We start from the raw sequence: 19,285 nt of genomic DNA, 5'->3' as shown, positions 1-19,285 counted from the left end.
TAAGTCGTGCCCCGGGCCAATGCGGACGGGGTGAGCCCATAGCTCAAACCATTGAGGATGGAGAGAACCCCGTGACCACTGAAACCAACACCGCTTTCGAGGGCTTCAAGGACGCTTTCAAGAACATCCAGAACCTGGAAGTTCCCGAGGCCGCCCGCGAATTCGTCAAGAAGACTGCCAACACCGCCAAGGACCGTGCTGCCGAGGTGTTCGCTGGCTCCGAGCGCGTGACCGCCGCCGTCGAGAACGCGGTGACCGAGTCCATCACCGAGGCCGGCAAGATCAGCCGCAACATCCAGCAGGCGATCTACGAGGACGCCGAGGCGTTCTTCTCGGGCATCGACAAGCTCGCGTCCGCCAAGTCGGTCAGCGAAGCCGTCGAGATCCAGTCGAGCCTGCTCCGCTCCCGCGGCGAAGTGTTCGTCTCGCGCGCCAAGGCGACCGCCGACTATCTCGGCAAGCTCGCCGCCAACGGTGCGAAGTCCGCTCAGGACAATTTCGCCAAGGTCTACAGCAAGACCGCTTGATCTGGCACCTGAGCACAAACTGAATTTGAGGCCCGCTTCGGCGGGCCTTTGTTTTTGCGCCGCCGTCATTGCCATGTCATTCCGGGGCGATGCGAAGCATCGAACCCCGAATCTCGAGATTCCGGGTTCGGTCCTGCGGACCGCCCCGGAATGACGTACTCTAGAACTTGTCATGAACGCACCCGCCACCTTCTCCTTCGACGCTCCCGGCGATGCCGCACGCGCGGCCGAACTGCGCCGCGTCAAGGCGCTGGCGACTTTGGTGCTGGCCTCGACGCTGGCACTGTTCGTCATCGCAAAGTGGCTGCTGCCCGTGCATCCCGTGTTCGGCTTCATTGCCGCCTTCGCCGAGGCCGCGACCATCGGCGGGCTCGCCGACTGGTATGCCGTGGTGGCGCTGTTCAAGCGGCCGCTCGGCCTGCCGATTCCGCACACCGCTATCATCCAGAGCAATCAGGCCCGCATCGCCGAAAAGCTCGGCGAATTCATCCAGGTGCATTTCCTCGAGGCGGGTCCCGTCGAGGCCAAGCTGAAGGAGATCGATTTCGGCTCCTTCGTTGCCGACTGGTTGCGCGACCGCAAGCGCAGCGACGACCTCGCGCGCTTTGCCCTGCGTCTGTTGCCGGAGGCCGTATCCGCAACCGAAAGCTCCGGCCTGATGACCTTCATCATCCGCCGCATGTCCTCGCAGCTCCAGGCGATCGACCTCGCGCCGCTCGCGGCCGGCACGCTGCGCGGCTTCGTCGCGGAGGGACGGCACCAGATCCTGTTCGACGATCTCCTGCGCGTGATGCACGAGACCTTGAACCAGACGGAGACGATGGCGATGATCCGCGAGAAGGTGCGCGCGGAACTGCCGACCCTGCTCAAGCTCTATCGCGCCGACAAGTTTCTGGTGAACAAGATCGTGGCCTCCGCCACCGCCTTCTTCAACGAAGTGCGCAGCGATCCCAAGCATCCGTTCCGCGGCGAGTTCGACCGCATGGTGCTGAGCTTCGTCGACAGGCTCGGCACCGATCAGGCCTATATCGACCGCATCGACGGCCTGAAACGCGATCTCCTGGCGCGGCCGGAGCTTGCCGATCTCGCCCGCACCGTCTGGGCCAACACGCGCTCCTTCATCGAGCGCAGCGCGAGCGGCGAGACGCAGGTGCTGCAACATCATCTCGCCGGGATGTTCGTCTCGGCTGGCGAGGCGCTCGCCGGCGATGCCGAGCTGCGCGGCGAGATCAACAAGGGTCTCGTGACCGTGCTGCGCAGCTTCGTCGCGGACCAGAAGAGCGGCGTCTCGACCTTCATCTCCGATCAGGTCAAAGCGTGGAATATGACCCAGCTGATTTCGCTGATCGAGATCAACATCGGCCGCGACCTGCAATACATCCGCTTCAACGGCTCATTGATCGGCGGGCTCGCCGGGCTTGCGCTCTACACCGTAGAATCCCTGCTCCGATGGTTGTGACTTTTGCGTCACGGCCGTTAGCATTAACGCGCGGACCTATTGTCGCCTCGCGTCTCTCCCGCTTGAATGTCGGGAACCGGCCGCCTAGCTGATTCATGTTGCGCTGCGGAACGATCAAGAAGCCGGTGCATTGGAATTCATGCCGATTTGCCGGTCTCGCTGCCGGCGGCCTTTCCAGGAATTCTTCCCAGGGGAAACATTGATGACCGCAACTGCCCAGACGCTGCGCCCGCCGTCCCGCACCTTGATGTTTCTGGAGGGGCGCGCGATCCACGAGTTCGGCGCATTCCTCGGCGCGCTGCCGCTGTTGAGCCTTGCGCCGCGCGGCGATGGGCATCCGGTGCTGGTGCTGCCGGGCCTTGTGGCTTCCGATGTCTCCACACGTGCGCTGCGCGCGTTTCTGACGAGCAAGGGCTATGCGGTGAGCGGCTGGCGCCAGGGGCGCAATTATGGCCTGCGCGAGGGCGTTCAGGACGCCATGGTCGATCTGGTCCATGAGCTCAGTGACACGCACGGCCGCAAGATCAGCCTGGTCGGCTGGAGCCTTGGCGGCCTCTACGCGCGCCAGCTCGCCAAGATGATGCCGGAGCGCGTGCGCCAGGTGATCACGCTCGGCAGCCCCTTCGCCGGCGATCCGCGCTCGACCAATGCGTGGCGCGTCTATGAATGGGCGAGCGGGCGCAAGGCCGACGAGGTCGATCCGCGTTTTGGCGGCGAGCTCGCCGTGCCGCCGCCGGTGCCGACCACCGCCATCTTCAGCCGCAGCGACGGCGTCTGCGCCTGGCAGGGCTGCATGGAGAAGTCGGGCGCACAGACCGAGAGCATCGAGGTCGAAAGCAGCCATTGCGGCATGGGGCATCATCCGGCCGCCGTCTATGCCGTGGCCGATCGCCTCGCGCAGAAGGAAGGCCAATGGCGCCCGTTCGATCGCAGCGGCTGGCGCAGCCTGGCCTATCCCGATCCGCATCGGTGATGTCTTGCCTCTCCCCGCCTGCGGGGAGAGGCCGACACGCGAAGCGTGGCGGGTGAGGGGGACTCTCCGCGAACCCATTACTAATGAGTTTGCTGATGCGGCCCCTCACCCCAGCCCTCTCCCCGTAAGAACGGGGAGAGGGAGGGCAAGAGCCGTCGCCCCCTCCATTGTCGCGCCTGCACCAAACGCGCTAAGCCTGCCGCATGGCGCATCCGCTCTCCCGCATCATCGACCAGCTCAAGCGCGAGCCCTCGCGCACCGGCTCCATCGTCATCACCGTGTTCGGCGATGCCATCGTGCCGCGCGGCGGCTCGGTGTGGCTCGGCACGCTCTTGGAATTTTTCGAGAGTCTCGACATCGACAGCGGCGTGGTGCGCACCGCGATGTCGCGGCTTGCTGCCGACGGCTGGCTGACGCGCGAGAAGGTCGGCCGCAATAGTTTCTATCGCCTGGCCGACAAGGGCCGCCAGACCTTCGAAGCCGCGACGCGCCACATCTACGATCCGCCGCCGTCCGGCTGGACCGGACGCTTCGAGCTGCTGCTGATCGGCAATGGCGAGGATCGCGACGCTTCGCGCGAAGCACTGCGCAATGCCGGCTTCGGTAGCCCGCTGCCGGGCGTGTGGGTCGCACCATCGGGCGTGCCGGTGCCGGATGAGGCGGCAGGCGCGATCCGCCTCGAAGTCTCGGCGGAGGACGACAGCGGCCGCCGTCTGCTCAGCGCGAGCTGGCCGCTCGATCGGACCGCCGACGCCTATCTGAAGTTCATGAAGACGTTCGAGCCGCTGCGCGCCGGGATCGCGCGCGGCACCGATTTGTCCGACGCCGACGCCTTCACGGCGCGGATCCTCTTGATCCATCACTACCGCCGCGTCGTGCTGCGCGATCCGCTGCTGCCCGAGAGCCTGCTGCCGCCGGATTGGCCGGGCAGGGCCGCCCGCGAACTCTGCGGCGAGATCTATCGCGCGCTGCTCGCTCTGTCCGAACAATGGCTCGACAGCCATGGAACCAATGAAAAAGGGCCGTTGCCGCCCGCGCGAAAGCTGCTGGAACGAAGGTTCGGCGCCTGACCATTATGTTACAGAAATATCTTGCATGATGTAAATCTTGTTATATATTGTCTCCCAATAAACGGGAGGATGCGCATGTACACCCAGGCGCTGAACACGGCCGAGACCGCCGATCGCGATCTCGAGGACGCAGGCAAAGCTGCGCAGTTCCAGGCCCGCATCGATGCCGAGGAGCGCATCGAGCCGAACGACTGGATGCCGGCGGCCTATCGCAAGACGCTCACCCGCCAGATCTCCCAGCACGCGCATTCCGAAATCGTCGGCATGCTGCCCGAAGGCAACTGGATCACGCGCGCGCCGACCTTGCGCCGCAAGGCCGCGCTGCTCGCCAAGGTGCAGGATGAATGCGGCCACGGCCTCTATCTCTACGCCGCCGCCGAGACGCTCGGGTCCTCGCGCGAGGAGTTGGTCGACGCCATGCTCGCCGGCAAGGCCAAATATTCCTCGATCTTCAACTATCCGACGCTGACCTGGGCCGACATCGGCACGATCGGCTGGCTGGTCGACGGCGCTGCGATCATGAACCAGATCCCGCTGTGCCGCTGCTCCTACGGGCCTTATGCGCGCGCGATGATCCGCGTCTGCAAGGAGGAGTCCTTCCACCAGCGCCAGGGTTACGAGATCATGGTGACGCTGTGCCGCGGCTCGGAGGAGCAGAAGGCGATGGCTCAGGACGCGCTGAACCGCTGGTGGTGGCCGGTGCTGATGATGTTCGGCCCGCCGGATGCGACGAGCCAGCACAGCGACACCTCGACGAAGTGGAAGATCAAGCGCTTCTCCAATGACGAGCTGCGCCAGAAATTCGTCGATGCCACCGTGCCGCAGGCGCAATATCTCGGCCTCACCATTCCCGATCCCGGCATGATTCAGGACGCCGACGGACACTGGCGCTACAGCGAGATCGATTGGACGGAGTTCAAGCAGGTGCTCGCCGGCAACGGCCCGTGCAATCGCGACCGGATGGCCGCGCGCCGCAAGGCGCACGAGGAGGGCGCCTGGGTGCGCGAGGCGGCAGCTAGCTATGCCGCCAAGCGCGCCCGGCGTCAGACGGCTCAGGCTGCCGAATAGGAGAACGATATGGCCACGCCGAACACGCCGCTGTGGGAAGTCTTCATTCGCAGCCGCAACGGGCTCGCACACAAGCATGTCGGTTCGCTGCATGCGAGCGATGCGACCATGGCGCTGCAGGCCGCCCGCGACATCTACACCCGGCGCGGCGAGGGCCTGTCGATCTGGGTCGTGCCGTCGAGCGCGATCACCGCGAGCGATCCCGCCGAGAAGGGCATGATGTTCGAGCCGGCGGAATCCAAGATCTACCGGCATCCGACGTTCTACGAGGTGCCGGAAGAAGTGGGGCACATGTGACGGGGATGATGTGATGTCTTGCGCCAACATCCAGGTCTCCGAAACACCGCTGGTGCTTTACGCATTGCGCCGTGCCGACGATGCGCTGATCCTTGGTCACAGGCTGTCGGAATGGTGCGGGCATGCGCCGATGCTGGAAGAGGACATGGCGCTTTCCAACATCGCGCTCGACCTGATCGGCCAGGCGCGGGAGCTCTACACCTTTGCCGCCAAGGTCGAAGGCAGGGACAACGACGAGGACAAGCTCGCTTACTTGCGCGACGTGCGGCAGTATCGCAATCTTCTCCTAGTCGAGCAGCCCAACGGCGATTTTGCCCAGACCCTGGTGCGGCAATTCTTCTATTCCGCCTTCGCCGATCTCTATTGGCGTGCGATGATGAATTCGCGCGATGCGACGCTGGCGGCGATTGCTGCGAAATCGGAGAAGGAGAGCGCCTACCATCTGCGCCATGCCTCGGAATGGATTATCCGGCTCGGCGACGGCACTGAGGAGAGCCACGCGCGCACGCAAGGAGCGATCGATCATCTCTGGGCCTTTACCGGCGAGATGTTTGCCGTCGACGACGGCGAACGCGCGCTGATCCATGCCGGCATTGCCGTCGATCCCGCAAGCTTGCGTGGGCGCTGGCTGGCGACGCTCTCGGACGTCACGCGTGAAGCAACGCTCGCGCCGCCGCAGAACGAGTGGATGCAACAGGGCGGCCGCTCCGGTCGTCACAGCGAGCATCTCGGCCACCTCCTATCGGAGCTGCAATCGATGCAGCGGACTTTTCCGGGGCTGACATGGTGACGGTGGAGCGCGATCGCGAGTTGCATCAACGCGCCTGGAACGCTGCGGCCAGCGTGGTCGATCCGGAAATCCCGGTGCTGACCATCGCCGATCTCGGCGTGCTGCGCGATGTCGTTCTCGACGGCGATCATGTCGAGGTTGCGATCACACCGACCTATTCGGGCTGTCCGGCCATGAACATGATCGCGCTCGAAATCGAGATCGCGCTGGAGCGCGCCGGTTTCCATCGTCCGAAGGTACGGACCGTGCTGTCGCCGGCCTGGACCACGGACTGGATGAGCGAGGAGGGACGCCAGAAGCTGCGCGCCTGCGGCATCGCGCCGCCGCAAGCTTCAAACTCGCGCCGTGCGCTGTTCGGCGAGCAGACGGTGGCGTGCCCGCAATGCGGCTCGGACAAGACCGAGCTGCTGTCCGAATTCGGCTCGACCTCCTGCAAGGCGCTCTGGCGCTGCAAGGCCTGCCGCGAACCGTTCGATTACTTCAAGTGTCATTGACCATGTCCGCAGCCGCACCGCGCTTCCATCGCCTCGCCATCAACGACCTGCGCCGCGAGGCGTCCGACGCCGTCTCGATGACCTTCGCCATTCCCGGTGAACTCGCCGGCGACTACGCCTTCACGCCCGGCCAGTACCTGACGCTGCGCGCCACGCTCGACGGCGAAGAGGTGCGCCGCTCCTATTCGATTTGCTCCGGCCCCGACGACGGCGAGATCCGTATCGCCGTGAAGAAGGTCGATGGTGGCGCGTTTTCGAGCTGGGCCGCCGAAGATCTCAAATGCGGCGACGAGCTCGACGTGATGACGCCGACCGGCCGCTTCGGCGTGGTCCCGCCCGCCGATGCCGGTCGTATCCATGTCGGCTTCGCCGCCGGCTCCGGCATCACGCCGATCCTGTCGATCGTGAAGGGCGTGCTCGCGCGTGAGCCCGGCAGCCGCTTCTTTCTGTTCTACGGCAACCGCACCACCGACAGCATCATGTTCCTCGAGGCGCTCGAGGAGCTGAAGGACCGCTTCATCGAGCGCCTTTCGATCTTCTACGTGCTCTCCGGCGAGGAGCAGGACATCCCGATCCTGCATGGCCGGCTCGACGGCGACAAGGTGAGGGTGCTGCTCCATGCATTGGTGCCGGCGGCCAGCGTCGATCACGTCTTCATCTGCGGTCCTCTTGGCATGAGCGAGGACATCGAGGCGACCTGCCGCGATCTCGGCATCGCGGACGAGCGCATCCATGTCGAGCGCTTCGTCTCCGAATTCGGCGGCAAGCCGCGGCCGCAAAGGGCGGTTGCGCCCGACGCGCCGCCGAAGGCGATCGCCTCGCTGATCATCGACGGCAAGCGCCGCGACGTGCCGGTCGCCGAGGACGAGGCCATCCTCGATGCCGCTCTGCGCGCCGGCGTCGATCTGCCCTTCGCCTGCAAGGGCGGAATGTGCTCAACCTGCCGCGCCAAGCTGGTCGAGGGCGAGGCGCCGATGGACATCAACTATTCACTGGAGCCGTGGGAGCTCAAGGCCGGCTTTGTTCTCACCTGCCAGGCCAAGCCGTCCACGGAGCGGGTCGTTGTCGATTATGATCATGTCTGATCAGGGCGTTCTGCGGCTCCGCAATACAAATGCGTCGCATGATTTGACAGTGCGGGCCAACCAGCAGAACATCATGAGCAAACGTCTGGCCGGGAGAAGCGCGTGAACGTCAAAGCCGCTTTGTCGCCTGAGGATATCGCCCGCGCCTGCGCCGATGCGATGTGGGCCGAGGACGATGCCTCCAAAGGTCTCGGCATGGAGATCGTCGAGATCGGCCCGGGCTTTGCGACGCTCGCCATGACGGTGCGGCCGGACATGGTCAACGGCCAGCGCATCGCCCATGGCGGCTTCATCTTCACGCTCGCCGATTCCGCCTTCGCGTTCGCCTGCAACTCGCACAATGAGCGCGTCGTCGCGGCACAGGGCCAGATCACGTTCATCAAGCCCGGCAAGCTTGGCGATCGTCTCATCGCCAAGGCGCGGGAGATCACCCGCGGCGGCCGCTCCGGCATCTACGACGTGCGTGTCACGGCGGGCGAGGTCGTCATCGCGGAATTCCGCGGACATTCCCGCGTCATTCCCGGCAAATGGCTGCCGGCGCAAGATCAATAAAACCAAACAAAAAAGAACAGACAATGTGGGGAAACGAGGATGGCTCTGACGAAGCTCAAGGAAGGTGGCAACACCTATAGCGCGGAGATGGACGCGCATGAGCGTGCCTCGCGCGACGAGATCATGGATCTGCAAAAGCAGCGGCTGGCCTGGTCGCTGAAGCACGCCTACGACAACGTCGCGCATTACCGCAAGGCGTTCGACAAAGCGGGCGTGCATCCGTCCGACTTTCGCGATCTCTCCGATCTCGCCAAATTCCCGTTCACGGTGAAGACGGATTTGCGCGACAATTATCCCTTCGACATGTTCGCCGTGCCGCGCGAGAAGCTCGTGCGGGTGCATGCTTCATCCGGCACGACCGGAAAGCCGATCGTGGTCGGCTATACGCAGCGCGATATCGACACCTGGTCCGAGGTGATGGCGCGCTCGATCCGGGCCGCCGGCGGCCGCACCGGCATGATCATCCACAATGCCTACGGCTATGGCCTCTTCACCGGCGGTCTCGGCGTGCACTACGGCGCCGAGAAGCTCGGCTGCACGGTGGTGCCGATTTCCGGCGGCATGACCGAGCGGCAGGTGCAGCTCATCAACGATTTCCGGCCCGACATCATCACGGTGACGCCGAGCTACATGCTGGCGATCCTCGACGAGTTCAAGCGCCAGAAGCTGGATCCACGCCAGTGCTCGCTCAAGATCGGCATCTTCGGCGCCGAGCCCTGGACCAATGCAATGCGCGCCGAGATCGAGGACGCTTTCGACATGGACGCGACCGACATCTATGGCCTGTCCGAGGTGATCGGCCCGGGCGTCGCGCAGGAATGCATCGAGACCAAGGACGGCCTGCACATTTGGGAGGATCATTTCTACCCTGAGGTGATCGACCCCGAGACCGGCGCGGTGCTGCCCGATGGCGAGAAGGGCGAGCTGGTCTTCACCTCGCTGTCCAAGGAAGCCTTTCCGGTGATCCGCTATCGAACCCGCGACCTGACGCGGCTGCTGCCGGGAACGGCACGGCCGGGCATGCGGCGGATGGAGAAGGTGACCGGGCGCTCGGACGACATGATCATCCTGCGCGGCGTCAACCTGTTCCCGACCCAGATCGAGGAGGTGCTGCTCGCGACCGACTGGTGCGGCGGCCATTTCATCCTCGAGCTCACCCGGGAAGGCCGCATGGACGAGCTCACCATCATCGCCGAGGCGCGGCCCGAAAGCTGGGACGGCCGCGGGCTCGTCGATCATGCGGACCGGGTCTCGACCCACATCAAGAATACGATCGGCATCAGCTCCAGGGTGCAGGTGGTTGCGCCGGCCACGCTGGAGCGCTCGCTCGGCAAGGCCAAGCGGCTCTTCGACAAGCGGCCAAAGGACTGACTGGACGGATTGACTCGACCGGCGCCAGAGGCGACAAGGCCCGCGAGAAATCGCGGGTCTTTTCATGTCAGCCGATGCCAAAACCGTCGAAGCGCGCTGTGTGCGCCTCAGCGCCAAAGCTGAAAATCCAGCTGCGCTTGCGCCGACAATTGAGCGGCAGACGCTTGCGCGCGGGCCGAACGATCTTCTGATCGAGGTGAAGGCTGCCGCGGTCAATCCCTCCGACGTCAAGGCTGCGACCGGGCTGATGCCCTATGCCGTGTTCCCCCGGACCCCAGGCCGCGACTATGCCGGCGTGGTGATTGACGGGCCCGTCGCCACCATTGGGAGCGAAGTGTTCGGCTCCTCTGGCGACCTCGGCATTCGTCGTGACGGCACTCATGCGAGCCATCTCGTGGTCGAAGCCGATGCGGTCGTGGAGAAGCCGAGGACTGTGACCTGGGAGGAGGCCGCCGGCATCGGCGTGCCCTTCGTGACCGCGATGGAAGGCCTTCGCAGGGCGGGCGTGCCGAAGAGCGGCGAGACCGTTCTGGTTTTCGGTGTGAATGGCAAGGTCGGCCAGGCCGCGGTGCAGATCGCGACCTGGCAGGGTGCGCGCGTGATCGGTGTGGTGCGCAGGGCGGAAGCCTATGAAGGCCATGCCAGCGCGCCCATCGGGGTGATCGACGCCTCCGCGACCGACGTTGCCGCGCGCGTGCGCGAATTGACCGGCGGCAAGGGCGCCGACATCGTCTTCAATACGGTCGGCGATCCCTATTTCCAGGCCGCGCAAAAATCGCTCGCGCTTCGGGGCCGCCAGATCCTGATCGCCGCGATCGACCGCATCGTGCAGTTCAACATCCTCGAATTCTATCGGGGTCAGCACACCTATGTCGGCATCGACACGCTGGGTCTATCGTCGGCTGCGACGGGCGCGGTGCTGCGCGACCTCGGGCCGGGTTTTGCCAGCGGCCATCTGAAGCCGTTTCCGATCAGGGCGAATGCGATCTATCCGCTGGAGCGCGCGAAGGACGCGTATCGAGCGGTCGCCGGCTCGTCGCGTGACCGGGTGATCCTGAAGCCGTAACGATGGAATCCACGCAACTCGTCATCCTCTCAGGCCTTGCCATCGGTCTCGCCTACGGCGCCGTTGGCCTGCTCAGTGGTTTCTGCCTGATGAGCAGCATGCGCGGGTTTCTGGCGGAGGGCGACGGGCGGCTGGTACGGACCTACGCGCTCGCAATCGCTGTTGCGATCGCCGCCAGCCAGTTCCTCGCCGGCAGCGGCACGGTCGATCTCGGCAAGTCGATCTATCTGCAGCCGTCGTTTTCGCCGGCGGTGCTGTTCCTCGGCGGCCTGCTGTTCGGCTACGGCATGGTGCTGTCGAACGGCTGCGGCTCGCGGGCGCTGGTGCTGCTCGGCCGCGGCAATCTCCGCTCCTTCGTCGTCGTGATCGTGCTCGCGATTGCCGCGCAGATGACGCTGAAGGGCCTCATCGCACCGGCGCGCATTGCGCTGGTCCAGGCAACGCAAGCCACGGCTCCTGCCAATTCGCTGCCGTCGTTGCTGGCGACGCTCGGCTTCACGGAATCGCTTTCGCGCGCGCTCGCCGCGGCCGCGACAACCGTCGCGTTGAGCCTGTTCGCTTTCGCGCATCCTGCGTTCCGTCGCTCGCCCGGCCAGGTCGTAGCGGGCATCATCGTGGGCCTCCTCGTCGCCGGCGGCTGGCTGGCCACCGGCTATCTCGGTGCCGACGACTTCAATCCGGTCCCCGTGACCTCCCTTACGTTCGTCGCGCCGATCGCCGATAGCCTGCAATATGCCATGCTCTCGACCGGACTGACGCTCAACTTCGGCATCGCGACGGTGGCCGGCGTCTTCGCCGGCAGTCTGGTGACGGCACTCGCAACTGGCCGCTTCAAGCTCGAAGGCTATTCCTCGCCACGTCACATGCTGCGGTCAGGCACCGGTGCTGTGCTGATGGGGATCGGCGGCGTGATGGCGTTCGGCTGCTCGATCGGGCAGGGGCTCACGGGCATATCGACGTTGGCGCTTGGCTCCTTCGTCGCCGTTGCCGGCATCCTGCTCGGCACCACGGCAGGCCTGCGCGGGAGCTTGCGCGTTCAGCCTCTCGCGGTGGCCTGACCGCGCAGCATCCGGTCGCCGAGCGTCGCAAGGCCGATGCCGGTGACGATCAGAGCGGCCGCGATCGCAAGGCTGATGTCGATGGGTTCACCCAGCAGGATCGCGGCGCTGGCGATGCCGACGAGCGGTGTCCCCGTGGTGCCAAGCGACGTCGTCAGGGCGGAGATGCTCTTGTTGACCACCGACATTGCCCAATAAGCCAGCACCGTTCCGATCAGCCCCGAATAGAGAAACAGCAGTACGGGCGTCCACGACCACGCCATATGCGGAATGCCGTCCACGACGGTTGCGCCGACCGAGAGCACGATCGTTGCCAGGAGCACCTGCCAGAACAACAGCTGGAGCGGAGACCCGATCCAGCGATGCGCGCGCATATAGATGATGTTCGCAGCCCAGCAGATCGCAGCCAGGATGACCATGCCAGCGCCGAGCAGGACGTTGGTGTTGCTCCAGTCGACCGAGGACGGATTCAGGATGACGACAAGGCCGATCAGGCCGAGCAGAGCGCCCGCGAGCTTTGGCGCGGTCAGCGCGTCCTTTCCAAGTAGTGGCGCGGCGAGTGCAACCCAGAGCGGTGTTGTGTAGCCGAGCACGACGCCCTTGCTTGCAGGCAGGAAGCGAAGGCCGGCCGCAACCAGGATCGAGAACAGCGTCATGTGCAGAAGCGCCACGCTCAGGATCACGGGAATGTCGCGCCGCTCAGGAATCACCAGATGGTTGCTCGGTCCGAGGATCGCGAACAAGCCGGCCAACGCGATCCAACTCCGGATCGCCGCGACCCAAAGCGGCGGGACGAACTGCACGAGCTGCTTGGTCACTGACCAGTTCACGCCCCAGGCCAGCACCACGATGAGGAACAGACCGACGGCCAGACGCGGTGGCAGGGTATTCATGCCGCAAGTCCTTGAAGCGATGCGAGCCGTTGGTTAGCATCCAGACTGGTCTCTCAGAAAGGGCCAGATCGGAGAAGAACAGGGTGCCAGAATCCGACACGATGGTCTCTTCCCTGATCGAACTGAAGCGGACCGACGGTGAGGGGCTCGTTGCGCAGCTGACGAGACAGCTCCGGAATCTGATCGCGACCGGCCGCCTCGGCAAAGGCCGCGTGCTGCCGTCGAGCCGGCGGCTTGCCAGCGATCTCGGCGTGTCGCGCAACACCGTCACATACGCGTTCGAGCAGCTCGCGGCCGAGGGATATCTCGCGGCATCACATGGTCGCCGTCCCGTGGTCACGACCGATGGGCACGAACGCATCGAACGGGGCGCTATGGCGGCGGGCGAACGCGCCGGCAAGCCGCGGCTCTCATCCTGGGCTACGAAGCTCCAGCGGGCCGATTGGCCGATGTCCTATCGGGGCCAATTCAAGCCGCTGCGCCCCGGGGTGGGCGATTTCAGGGAATTTCCGAACGAGGTCTGGGCGCGCTACCTGCGCCGCAGTGCCGTGCATGCAGGCAGGCGCGAACTCGGCCCCATCAACCGGCTGGGTCTGCGCGAAGCGCTCGCGCATTATCTGGCGAGCAGCAGGGGTGTTCGCGCCACGGCGGATCAGATCATGATCCTGCCGAGCGCGCAGGCGGCGCTGACCTTGATTGCTGCCACACTCATTTCGCCAGGCGACACCGTCTGGGTCGAAGACCCCGGTTATCCCGGCGCGACGGCGGCTTTCCGCGCATCCGGCGCGCTTCTGACCGGGATCAGGCTGGACGAACAGGGTATGCAGCGGATGCCGGGCCTCCCCGCTCCAAGACTGATCTTCATGACGCCGTCGCATCAGCATCCGACCGGCCGATTGATGTCGCTGGCGCGACGCACCGGCTTTCTGGGCGCGAGCCGGCCCGGCAGGACCTGGATCGTCGAGGACGATTACGACGGCGAATTCCACTATGATAGCCGGCCGGTGCCGGCCCTGCAGGGACTCGATGCCCATGGCCGCGTGTTCTATGTCGGCACTTTCTCGAAGGCGATGAGATCGGACATCCGGCTCGGCTATCTCGTAGCGCCGAAGGCGCTGGTGGGCACGCTGGAGATCGCGCAGCAGCACATGGGGCTGATCGGCGCCAGCCACGTCCAGGACGCGCTGGCCGATTTCATCACCGATGGACACTTCCTCGCACATCTGCGCCGGCTGCGCCGGCTCTACCACGCGCGCCGCGATCACCTCGTCGCGGAGCTGGAGCGGCATCTGGGTGGCACGCTCTCCATCGAGGTACCCCCCGGCGGTATCCAACTCGTCGTCCGCCTCAAGCGCGGACGGGCCGATCGAGCCGTGGCCAAGCGACTGGTCGCGGCGGGCGTCGAAACGCGAGCCTTGTCCAGCCTTGCGGTCGACCGCCCCTGCGATCACGGACTGCTGCTCGGCTTTGCGGCCTGGCGCGAGAGCGAGATCAGTGCGGCGGTCCGGACAATGGCATCCTGCTTCTAATGCCGGGCTGCTACTCCACCGCTTTCGTCACGATGCGGATCTCCGATGTCAGCGTCCGGTGCACCGGGCATTTGTCGGCGATCTCCATCAGCTTCTTGCGCTGCTCGGCATCGAGCGCGCCGTCGATGGCGATGTCGCGCTCGATCTGGTCGAGCATGCCCTCGCGCGTTTCGCACTCCGCACAATCCTTGGCGTAGATCTTGGAATGCTTCAGCGTGACCGTGACGCGGTCGAGCGGCAGCGACTTGCGGTCGGCATAAAGACGCATGGTCATCGAGGTGCAGGCACCTAGGCCGGCGAGCAGGAAATCGTACGGGCCGGGCCCGGCATCCGCGCCGCCGGCCGCAATGGGCTCGTCCGCCACCAGATGATGCGGGCCGACAATGATGCTCTGGTTGAACTTGCTCTTGCGGGTCTCCTGCACCACGACCTTGCGCGGCTCCTCGGGCAGATCGATCGCCTTCGCGGGCGCCGCTGCATCGACATAACGGCTGGCCCAGGCCACGATCACGTCGGCCGCGTAGAGCGCGTCGGCAGGCTTGGTCAGAAGATGATCGGCTTGGTCGAGCGAGACGAAGCTCTTGGGGTGTCTTGCCGCGATGAAGAGCTTCGTTGCGTTGTCGATGCCGACGGTGTCGTCGAGGGGCGAATGCATCACCAGCAGCGCCTTGTGCAGGCCGGTGACGTCCTTCATCAGCTCGCGCTCGGCGATGTCGTCGAGGAATTCGCGCTTGATCCGGAACGGGCGTCCCGCGAGCGAGACTTCGACCTCGCCCTGCGCGCGGATGTTGTCGAGATGCTCCCGGAACAGGCCGGTGACGTGGGCGGGATCCGAGGGCGCCGCGATGGTGACCACCGCTCTTGCCTCGGGAATCCGTCCGGCAGCGACGAGGATCGCGGCGCCACCGAGGCTGTGGCCGATCAGGATCGAGGGTGCCTTGCGGGTCTGGCGCAGATGATCGGCGGCGCGGACGAGATCGGCAACGTTGGAGGAGAACGTCGAATTGGCGAAATCGCCGCCGCTGGAGCCGAGCCCGGTGAAGTCGAAGCGCAACACCGCGATGCCCTTGGCGGCGAGCGCGACCGAGATGCGCTTGGCCGCCAGCGTGTCCTTGCCGCAGGTGAAGCAATGCGCGAACAGCGCGAAAGCCGCGGGCTCGCCGTCAGGCAGCTCCAGCGCGGCCGCGAGCTGATGGCCGCCTTCGCCGGTGAATTGAAAGCGTTCCGTCGGCATGGGCTTCCCCCCGTCTTGCTCGAACCTAATCGCCCGAATAGCGCTGCTCGGCCCAGGGATCACCGCGGTTATGATAGCCGCGGACTTCCCAGAAGCCCGGCGCGTCCTCGGTCAGGAATTCGATGGCCTGGAGCCATTTCGCGCTCTTCCAGAAATAGAGGTGCGGCACGACCAGCCGCACTGGGCCGCCATGCTCCTCCGTCAGCGGCTGGCCGGACCAGCTGTGGGCGAGCAGCGCGTCCTCGGCGGCAAAATCCTCAAGCGCGAGATTGGTGGTGTAACCGTCATAGGAATGCAGCACGACGAAGCGGGCATCCTCGCGCGGCTGGCAGGCCGCCAGCAGCTCACGCGTGGCGAGCCCTTCCCACTCGTTGTCGTAGCGCGACCAGGTCGTGACGCAATGGATGTCCGAGGTGAACCGGGACTGCTTCTGCGCGGCGAATTCGGCAAAGGTCCAGAACACGGGAGCCTCGACCGCGCCATAGACGTCGAGCCGCCAGCGCTCGCGCGAGACCGGCGGCGTGACCCCGAGATCGAGCACCGGCCAGTCCTTGGTGAGGTGCTGCCCGGGTGGAAGCCTTTGATCCTCCGGGCGTGTAATCTTGCCGGTGAGAAAGCGGCCCTCGCGCGCCCACTTCTCCTTGGTGTGCGTCAGCTTGCTGTCGGATGGCGTTTCGTCGGTCATGGCCTGTGCTCGTGGCGATGCATGGCGGAGGCGTGCTTGGTGTCGCGCTCGCCATGAAAGGCCTGTCCGCTTCCTTTGGGAAGACCTACATCGCCTCTCCGAGCAAAAATGGCAACTGGCGGGGGCCGCGCACCGTTCCTTGCGACCAAGTCACCGTGCCTGCCGGATCGAGCCGGAAGTCGGGAATCCGCTTCAGCCATTCCTCCAGCGCCACCTGCATTTCCATGCGCGCGAGGTTGGAACCGACGCAGCGGTGGATGCCAAGGCCGAAAGCCGCATGGCGGTTCTCGCGGCGGTCGATCACGACTTTGTCAGCGTCCGGAAACATCTTGGGGTCGCGGTTGGCTGCCGGGAACGACAGCAGCACCATGTTGCCCGGCTTGACCGGACAGCCGGACACCGTGGTCTCCTTGACCACTTCACGCGCCATCGTCACTGGCGAATAGGCGCGCAGCAGCTCCTCCACGGCGGTCGGAATCAGTCCGGGCTCGGCGATCAGCCGCTCGCGATCGGCCGGCGTCTTCGCAAGATGCCAGAGCGAGGAGCCGATCGCGCTCCAGGTGGTGTCGATGCCGGCGATCAGCAGCAGGCGTAGCGAGCCCATCACATGGGTGTCCTCGAGCGGATTGCCGTTCTTGTCCCTGGCGTTCATCAGGTAGGAGATCAGATCGTCGCTGGGCTTGCTCTTGCGCGCTTCGATATGGCCGCCGAAATAGGCCGTCATCTCCTGCACGGCCTGGAGCAGCTTGCTCTCGTCCCTGATGCCGAGCTCGAGGATCATGTGGATCCAATTGATGAAAAGGTCGCTGTCGCTCTCGGGAATGCCGAGCATGTGCGCGATCGCCCGAACAGGAATGTGCTTGGTGTAGCGCGCCGCAGCGTCCACCCTCTGCTCGGCGATGAAGTCGTCGATCAGCTCGTTGCAGATGGCGCGGACGCGCGGCTCGAGCTTCTTCATCGCGTCCGGGGTGAAGGGCGGCAGCAGCAATTGCTTGGCCGGCTTGTGCTCGGGCGGATCGGAGGTGATCGGCGGGGCCGCGTTCTTGCTGGTGATTTCCGGCCGCACGTCACGGACGATGATGCGGCGGGAGGAGAAATGCTCGGTGTCGTTGGCGATCTCCCGCACGGCCTCATAGGTCGTCGGCAAGTAGCAGCCGAGGAAGCGTTTGGTGTGCACCACGGGGCTTGCGGCTCGCAGCTCGTCCCAGATCGGGAACGGATCCTCCGTCCATTGCGGATCGGTGTGGTCGAAATCATGGACCCAGTCGGTGACGGGCGGATGGGCGACGGGCTGGTCGACGTCGGACATGGCAAGCATTTCCTTGGCTGGTATTCGCTGAACGCACGCGGGGCGGCAGCGGGCCGCGCTATTCCTCGATCACATCGATTGCGATTTCCGGGCAGTTGGATTTCGCAAGCCAGGCTTTGTCCTCCAGCCCCGGCGGGACGGTGCCGTCGCCGGCTGCGTGGGCGTTGCCGTATTCGTCGAGCTCGAAAAGCTCCGGCGCGAGCGCCTTGCAGCGGGCATGGCCCTGGCATTTGTCGGGATCGACGCGAACCTTCAGTCGTTCTGCCATTATTGGCTTCCTTGGTCGCGTGCGCGCAAGGGCCCGAAGGCGGCGCGTTTCCTCATCTCGGTTCTTCTTTAAGTTATATGCTATTACATTCGCGGTGGGCTTCCCCTGTCAAGCGCAAACTTGTAGGCTTCCTCCCGACATGCGTTCACGACCAGCCCGCAAGCCCGCGAAGACCTACCACCATGGCGATCTCCGCGATGCGTTGATCGAGGCCGCGCTGCAAGAGGCAGAGCGGGGCGGCGCGGAGGCGATCAGCATCAAGGCGCTTGCCAAGAAGCTCGGGGTCTCGCAGCCGGCGCCATACCGGCATTTTGCCGACCGCGAGGCGCTGCTCGCCGCCGTCACCGCGCAAGCATTCCGTCAGCTCTCGGCGCTCTTGCGTGATGCGATGGCAAGGCCGTCGCAGCAATCGAAGCTGTCGCGGCTCGCGCAGGCGACGCTCGATTTCGGCTTGCGCCGGAATGGCATCTACCGCCTGATGTTCGCCTCGCGCACGGTGTCCTGCGCGGCCAAGGGCAGCGAGCTGCACGAGGCGACGCGGGAGACCTTTGCGCTCGTGATCGAAGCTCTGGAAGCGCCCGCCGTGGGCTATTTGCGCGAACGGCAGGCGCTCAAGATCTGGGCGGCGCTGCACGGGGTGGTGATGCTGGCCGAGCAGGGCCTGTTCACCGGCGAGGCGGCGCATGCCACGCGCGAGGAGCTGGTCGAGGATTTCGTCAACGAGACGAAGGCTGCGCTTGCGGTCGCGATCAAGGATGCGCGAGGTCGGACCAAGGCCGGCGCTTAGGGCTTCGCCTTCAGCAGCTTCATCAGCTTTTCGACCGCGCTGTCCGGCGTGGTCACGACGGGGCGGCCGGTGGCCTCCGCGACCAGCGGCGCCGTCGCGGCGATGCTGAATTGCGCCAGCGCGATGACGTCGCAATCGCGCAAGCTCCGTGAGGCCTCCGCGATCAGCCGGTCATGCGTGGCGCGGTCGCCGTGGTCGAGCGCGGCCAGCGCGCCGTCGGCGAGCTTCGGCACCACCTCGACGGAGGCGGGAAACTCGGGCGGCATCGACGCCAGCGTCGGCGGAAAGGTCGAGAGCAGGCCGATGCGCCGGCCCATGGTCACCGCCCTCTCGATCATGGCCTCGTTCGGCTTCAGCACCGGCATCGGCGCATGCGCGCGCGCGACGGCCTCGATGCATGGGCCGAAGGCGGAGCAGGTGAACAGGATTCCATCTGCTCCCGTCGCCGCTGCGTAGTCGCCGAGCGCGATGAACCGTTCCGTCATGGCATCGTTGAGTTGCCCGTCGCGGGCGAGATCCGCCGAGAGACTGTCGTCAAGCAGGTTCATCAGCCGCGGCTCGGGCCACGCCTGCGCAAACGCTGCCTCGATCGGGGCGATGGAATGCTTGAGGGCGTGGATAAGGGCGATGCGCATTGTGGCTCGATGCTTCTTCTCCCTCTCCCCGTTCTTACGGGGAGAGGGTCGGGGTGAGGGGCTCTCTCGGCACAAAAAGGTGAGAGTTGGACTCGCGGAAACTCCCCCTCACCCGGATTGCTGCGCAATCCGACC

The 19,285-nt window shown here is 65.3% G+C and carries 21 protein-coding genes; 15 read left to right on the top strand and 6 right to left on the bottom strand.

Annotated features, from left to right (window positions below):
- Positions 1–71: 71 nt before the first annotated feature.
- From P0R31_RS36745 to P0R31_RS36685, 13 genes are all read left to right on the top strand, one after another.
- Positions 72–527 (top strand): phasin, encoded by a 456-nt coding sequence (locus P0R31_RS36745; protein WP_036004804.1) that lies wholly within the window; start codon positions 72–74, stop codon positions 525–527.
- A 172-nt stretch (positions 528–699) separates the two neighbouring features.
- Complete coding sequence (locus P0R31_RS36740; protein WP_275519820.1) at positions 700–1,986, top strand: DUF445 domain-containing protein; 1,287 nt, start codon at positions 700–702, stop codon at positions 1,984–1,986.
- 202 nt (positions 1,987–2,188) lie between these two features.
- Positions 2,189–2,959, top strand: a complete 771-nt coding sequence (locus P0R31_RS36735) for an esterase/lipase family protein (RefSeq protein WP_275519818.1) — start codon at positions 2,189–2,191, stop codon at positions 2,957–2,959.
- A gap of 203 nt (positions 2,960–3,162) precedes the next feature.
- Positions 3,163–4,029 carry a phenylacetic acid degradation operon negative regulatory protein PaaX gene (gene paaX / locus P0R31_RS36730; RefSeq protein ID WP_275519817.1) on the top strand — a complete coding sequence of 289 codons (867 nt, stop codon included), beginning with the start codon at positions 3,163–3,165 and terminating at the stop codon, positions 4,027–4,029.
- 75 nt (positions 4,030–4,104) lie between these two features.
- The gene (gene paaA, locus P0R31_RS36725) at positions 4,105–5,097 is read left to right on the top strand and encodes a 1,2-phenylacetyl-CoA epoxidase subunit PaaA (protein ID WP_275519815.1); all 993 of its coding nucleotides are present in this window, start codon (positions 4,105–4,107) and stop codon (positions 5,095–5,097) included.
- 9 nt (positions 5,098–5,106) lie between these two features.
- Positions 5,107–5,394: a 1,2-phenylacetyl-CoA epoxidase subunit PaaB gene (paaB, locus tag P0R31_RS36720; RefSeq protein ID WP_015687593.1), complete on the top strand. Its 288-nt coding sequence runs from the start codon at positions 5,107–5,109 to the stop codon at positions 5,392–5,394.
- A gap of 13 nt (positions 5,395–5,407) precedes the next feature.
- Entirely contained in the window at positions 5,408–6,184 is a 777-nt protein-coding gene (gene paaC, locus P0R31_RS36715; protein ID WP_275519812.1) for a 1,2-phenylacetyl-CoA epoxidase subunit PaaC, read from the top strand.
- Positions 6,178–6,678: a 1,2-phenylacetyl-CoA epoxidase subunit PaaD gene (paaD, locus tag P0R31_RS36710; protein ID WP_275519810.1), complete on the top strand. Its 501-nt coding sequence runs from the start codon at positions 6,178–6,180 to the stop codon at positions 6,676–6,678. The genes paaC and paaD overlap by 7 nt, the downstream gene beginning before the upstream one ends.
- 2 nt (positions 6,679–6,680) lie before the next feature.
- The gene (gene paaE, locus P0R31_RS36705) at positions 6,681–7,763 is read left to right on the top strand and encodes a 1,2-phenylacetyl-CoA epoxidase subunit PaaE (RefSeq protein WP_275519808.1); all 1,083 of its coding nucleotides are present in this window, start codon (positions 6,681–6,683) and stop codon (positions 7,761–7,763) included.
- A 102-nt stretch (positions 7,764–7,865) separates the two neighbouring features.
- Positions 7,866–8,315, top strand: a complete 450-nt coding sequence (gene paaI / locus P0R31_RS36700; protein WP_275519806.1) for a hydroxyphenylacetyl-CoA thioesterase PaaI — start codon at positions 7,866–7,868, stop codon at positions 8,313–8,315.
- Between the two features lie 39 nt (positions 8,316–8,354).
- Entirely contained in the window at positions 8,355–9,686 is a 1,332-nt protein-coding gene (gene paaK / locus P0R31_RS36695) for a phenylacetate--CoA ligase PaaK (protein WP_275519804.1), read from the top strand.
- Positions 9,687–9,750: 64 nt separating this feature from the next.
- Positions 9,751–10,752: a quinone oxidoreductase family protein gene (locus P0R31_RS36690; protein WP_275519802.1), complete on the top strand. Its 1,002-nt coding sequence runs from the start codon at positions 9,751–9,753 to the stop codon at positions 10,750–10,752.
- A gap of 2 nt (positions 10,753–10,754) precedes the next feature.
- Positions 10,755–11,810 (top strand): YeeE/YedE family protein, encoded by a 1,056-nt coding sequence (locus P0R31_RS36685; protein ID WP_275519800.1) that lies wholly within the window; start codon positions 10,755–10,757, stop codon positions 11,808–11,810.
- On the opposite strand, the gene P0R31_RS36680 is transcribed toward P0R31_RS36685, so the two are convergent.
- Complete coding sequence (locus tag P0R31_RS36680; protein ID WP_275519798.1) at positions 11,789–12,703, bottom strand: DMT family transporter; 915 nt, start codon at positions 12,701–12,703, stop codon at positions 11,789–11,791. The genes P0R31_RS36685 and P0R31_RS36680 overlap by 22 nt on opposite strands.
- A gap of 101 nt (positions 12,704–12,804) precedes the next feature.
- Between P0R31_RS36680 and P0R31_RS36675 the strand changes: the two genes are divergently transcribed.
- Positions 12,805–14,232 carry a PLP-dependent aminotransferase family protein gene (locus P0R31_RS36675; RefSeq protein WP_275519862.1) on the top strand — a complete coding sequence of 476 codons (1,428 nt, stop codon included), beginning with the start codon at positions 12,805–12,807 and terminating at the stop codon, positions 14,230–14,232.
- 10 nt (positions 14,233–14,242) lie between these two features.
- Here P0R31_RS36675 and P0R31_RS36670 read toward each other — a convergent pair whose 3' ends face one another.
- From P0R31_RS36670 to P0R31_RS36655, 4 genes are all read right to left on the bottom strand, one after another.
- Positions 14,243–15,466, bottom strand: coding sequence for a bifunctional alpha/beta hydrolase/OsmC family protein (locus P0R31_RS36670; RefSeq protein WP_275519797.1), 1,224 nt, complete (start codon positions 15,464–15,466; stop codon positions 14,243–14,245).
- A gap of 25 nt (positions 15,467–15,491) precedes the next feature.
- Positions 15,492–16,151, bottom strand: a complete 660-nt coding sequence (locus P0R31_RS36665) for a sulfite oxidase-like oxidoreductase (RefSeq protein ID WP_275519795.1) — start codon at positions 16,149–16,151, stop codon at positions 15,492–15,494.
- A gap of 85 nt (positions 16,152–16,236) precedes the next feature.
- Positions 16,237–17,460 carry a cytochrome P450 gene (locus tag P0R31_RS36660; protein WP_275519794.1) on the bottom strand — a complete coding sequence of 408 codons (1,224 nt, stop codon included), beginning with the start codon at positions 17,458–17,460 and terminating at the stop codon, positions 16,237–16,239.
- A 58-nt stretch (positions 17,461–17,518) separates the two neighbouring features.
- Positions 17,519–17,728, bottom strand: a complete 210-nt coding sequence (locus tag P0R31_RS36655; protein ID WP_275519792.1) for a ferredoxin — start codon at positions 17,726–17,728, stop codon at positions 17,519–17,521.
- Positions 17,729–17,867: 139 nt separating this feature from the next.
- Between P0R31_RS36655 and P0R31_RS36650 the strand changes: the two genes are divergently transcribed.
- Complete coding sequence (locus P0R31_RS36650; RefSeq protein WP_275519790.1) at positions 17,868–18,515, top strand: TetR/AcrR family transcriptional regulator; 648 nt, start codon at positions 17,868–17,870, stop codon at positions 18,513–18,515.
- On the opposite strand, the gene P0R31_RS36645 is transcribed toward P0R31_RS36650, so the two are convergent.
- Positions 18,512–19,150, bottom strand: a complete 639-nt coding sequence (locus P0R31_RS36645; protein ID WP_275519788.1) for an aspartate/glutamate racemase family protein — start codon at positions 19,148–19,150, stop codon at positions 18,512–18,514. The genes P0R31_RS36650 and P0R31_RS36645 overlap by 4 nt on opposite strands.
- Between the last annotated feature and the right edge of the window lie 135 nt (positions 19,151–19,285).

The organism is Bradyrhizobium yuanmingense (genome assembly GCF_029167105.1).
Taxonomy (GTDB): domain Bacteria; phylum Pseudomonadota; class Alphaproteobacteria; order Rhizobiales; family Xanthobacteraceae; genus Bradyrhizobium; species Bradyrhizobium yuanmingense_A.
This window is presented reverse-complemented; position numbering and strand designations above follow the sequence as displayed.

Excerpts from the sequence above, each read along its gene's own strand:
- P0R31_RS36740 (WP_275519820.1), top strand. The coding sequence starts at position 700 with ATGAACGCACCCGCCACCTTCTCCTTCGACGCTCCCGGCGATGCCGCA.
- P0R31_RS36735 (WP_275519818.1), top strand. The coding sequence starts at position 2,189 with ATGACCGCAACTGCCCAGACGCTGCGCCCGCCGTCCCGCACCTTGATG.
- paaX (WP_275519817.1), top strand. The coding sequence starts at position 3,163 with ATGGCGCATCCGCTCTCCCGCATCATCGACCAGCTCAAGCGCGAGCCC.
- paaA (WP_275519815.1), top strand. The coding sequence starts at position 4,105 with ATGTACACCCAGGCGCTGAACACGGCCGAGACCGCCGATCGCGATCTC.
- paaB (WP_015687593.1), top strand. The coding sequence starts at position 5,107 with ATGGCCACGCCGAACACGCCGCTGTGGGAAGTCTTCATTCGCAGCCGC.
- paaC (WP_275519812.1), top strand. The coding sequence starts at position 5,408 with ATGTCTTGCGCCAACATCCAGGTCTCCGAAACACCGCTGGTGCTTTAC.
- paaD (WP_275519810.1), top strand. The coding sequence starts at position 6,178 with ATGGTGACGGTGGAGCGCGATCGCGAGTTGCATCAACGCGCCTGGAAC.
- paaE (WP_275519808.1), top strand. The coding sequence starts at position 6,681 with ATGTCCGCAGCCGCACCGCGCTTCCATCGCCTCGCCATCAACGACCTG.
- paaK (WP_275519804.1), top strand. The coding sequence starts at position 8,355 with ATGGCTCTGACGAAGCTCAAGGAAGGTGGCAACACCTATAGCGCGGAG.
- P0R31_RS36690 (WP_275519802.1), top strand. The coding sequence starts at position 9,751 with ATGTCAGCCGATGCCAAAACCGTCGAAGCGCGCTGTGTGCGCCTCAGC.
- P0R31_RS36685 (WP_275519800.1), top strand. The coding sequence starts at position 10,755 with ATGGAATCCACGCAACTCGTCATCCTCTCAGGCCTTGCCATCGGTCTC.
- P0R31_RS36680 (WP_275519798.1), bottom strand. The coding sequence starts at position 12,703 with ATGAATACCCTGCCACCGCGTCTGGCCGTCGGTCTGTTCCTCATCGTG.
- P0R31_RS36675 (WP_275519862.1), top strand. The coding sequence starts at position 12,805 with ATGGTCTCTTCCCTGATCGAACTGAAGCGGACCGACGGTGAGGGGCTC.
- P0R31_RS36670 (WP_275519797.1), bottom strand. The coding sequence starts at position 15,466 with ATGCCGACGGAACGCTTTCAATTCACCGGCGAAGGCGGCCATCAGCTC.
- P0R31_RS36665 (WP_275519795.1), bottom strand. The coding sequence starts at position 16,151 with ATGACCGACGAAACGCCATCCGACAGCAAGCTGACGCACACCAAGGAG.
- P0R31_RS36660 (WP_275519794.1), bottom strand. The coding sequence starts at position 17,460 with ATGTCCGACGTCGACCAGCCCGTCGCCCATCCGCCCGTCACCGACTGG.
- P0R31_RS36655 (WP_275519792.1), bottom strand. The coding sequence starts at position 17,728 with ATGGCAGAACGACTGAAGGTTCGCGTCGATCCCGACAAATGCCAGGGC.
- P0R31_RS36650 (WP_275519790.1), top strand. The coding sequence starts at position 17,868 with ATGCGTTCACGACCAGCCCGCAAGCCCGCGAAGACCTACCACCATGGC.
- P0R31_RS36645 (WP_275519788.1), bottom strand. The coding sequence starts at position 19,150 with ATGCGCATCGCCCTTATCCACGCCCTCAAGCATTCCATCGCCCCGATC.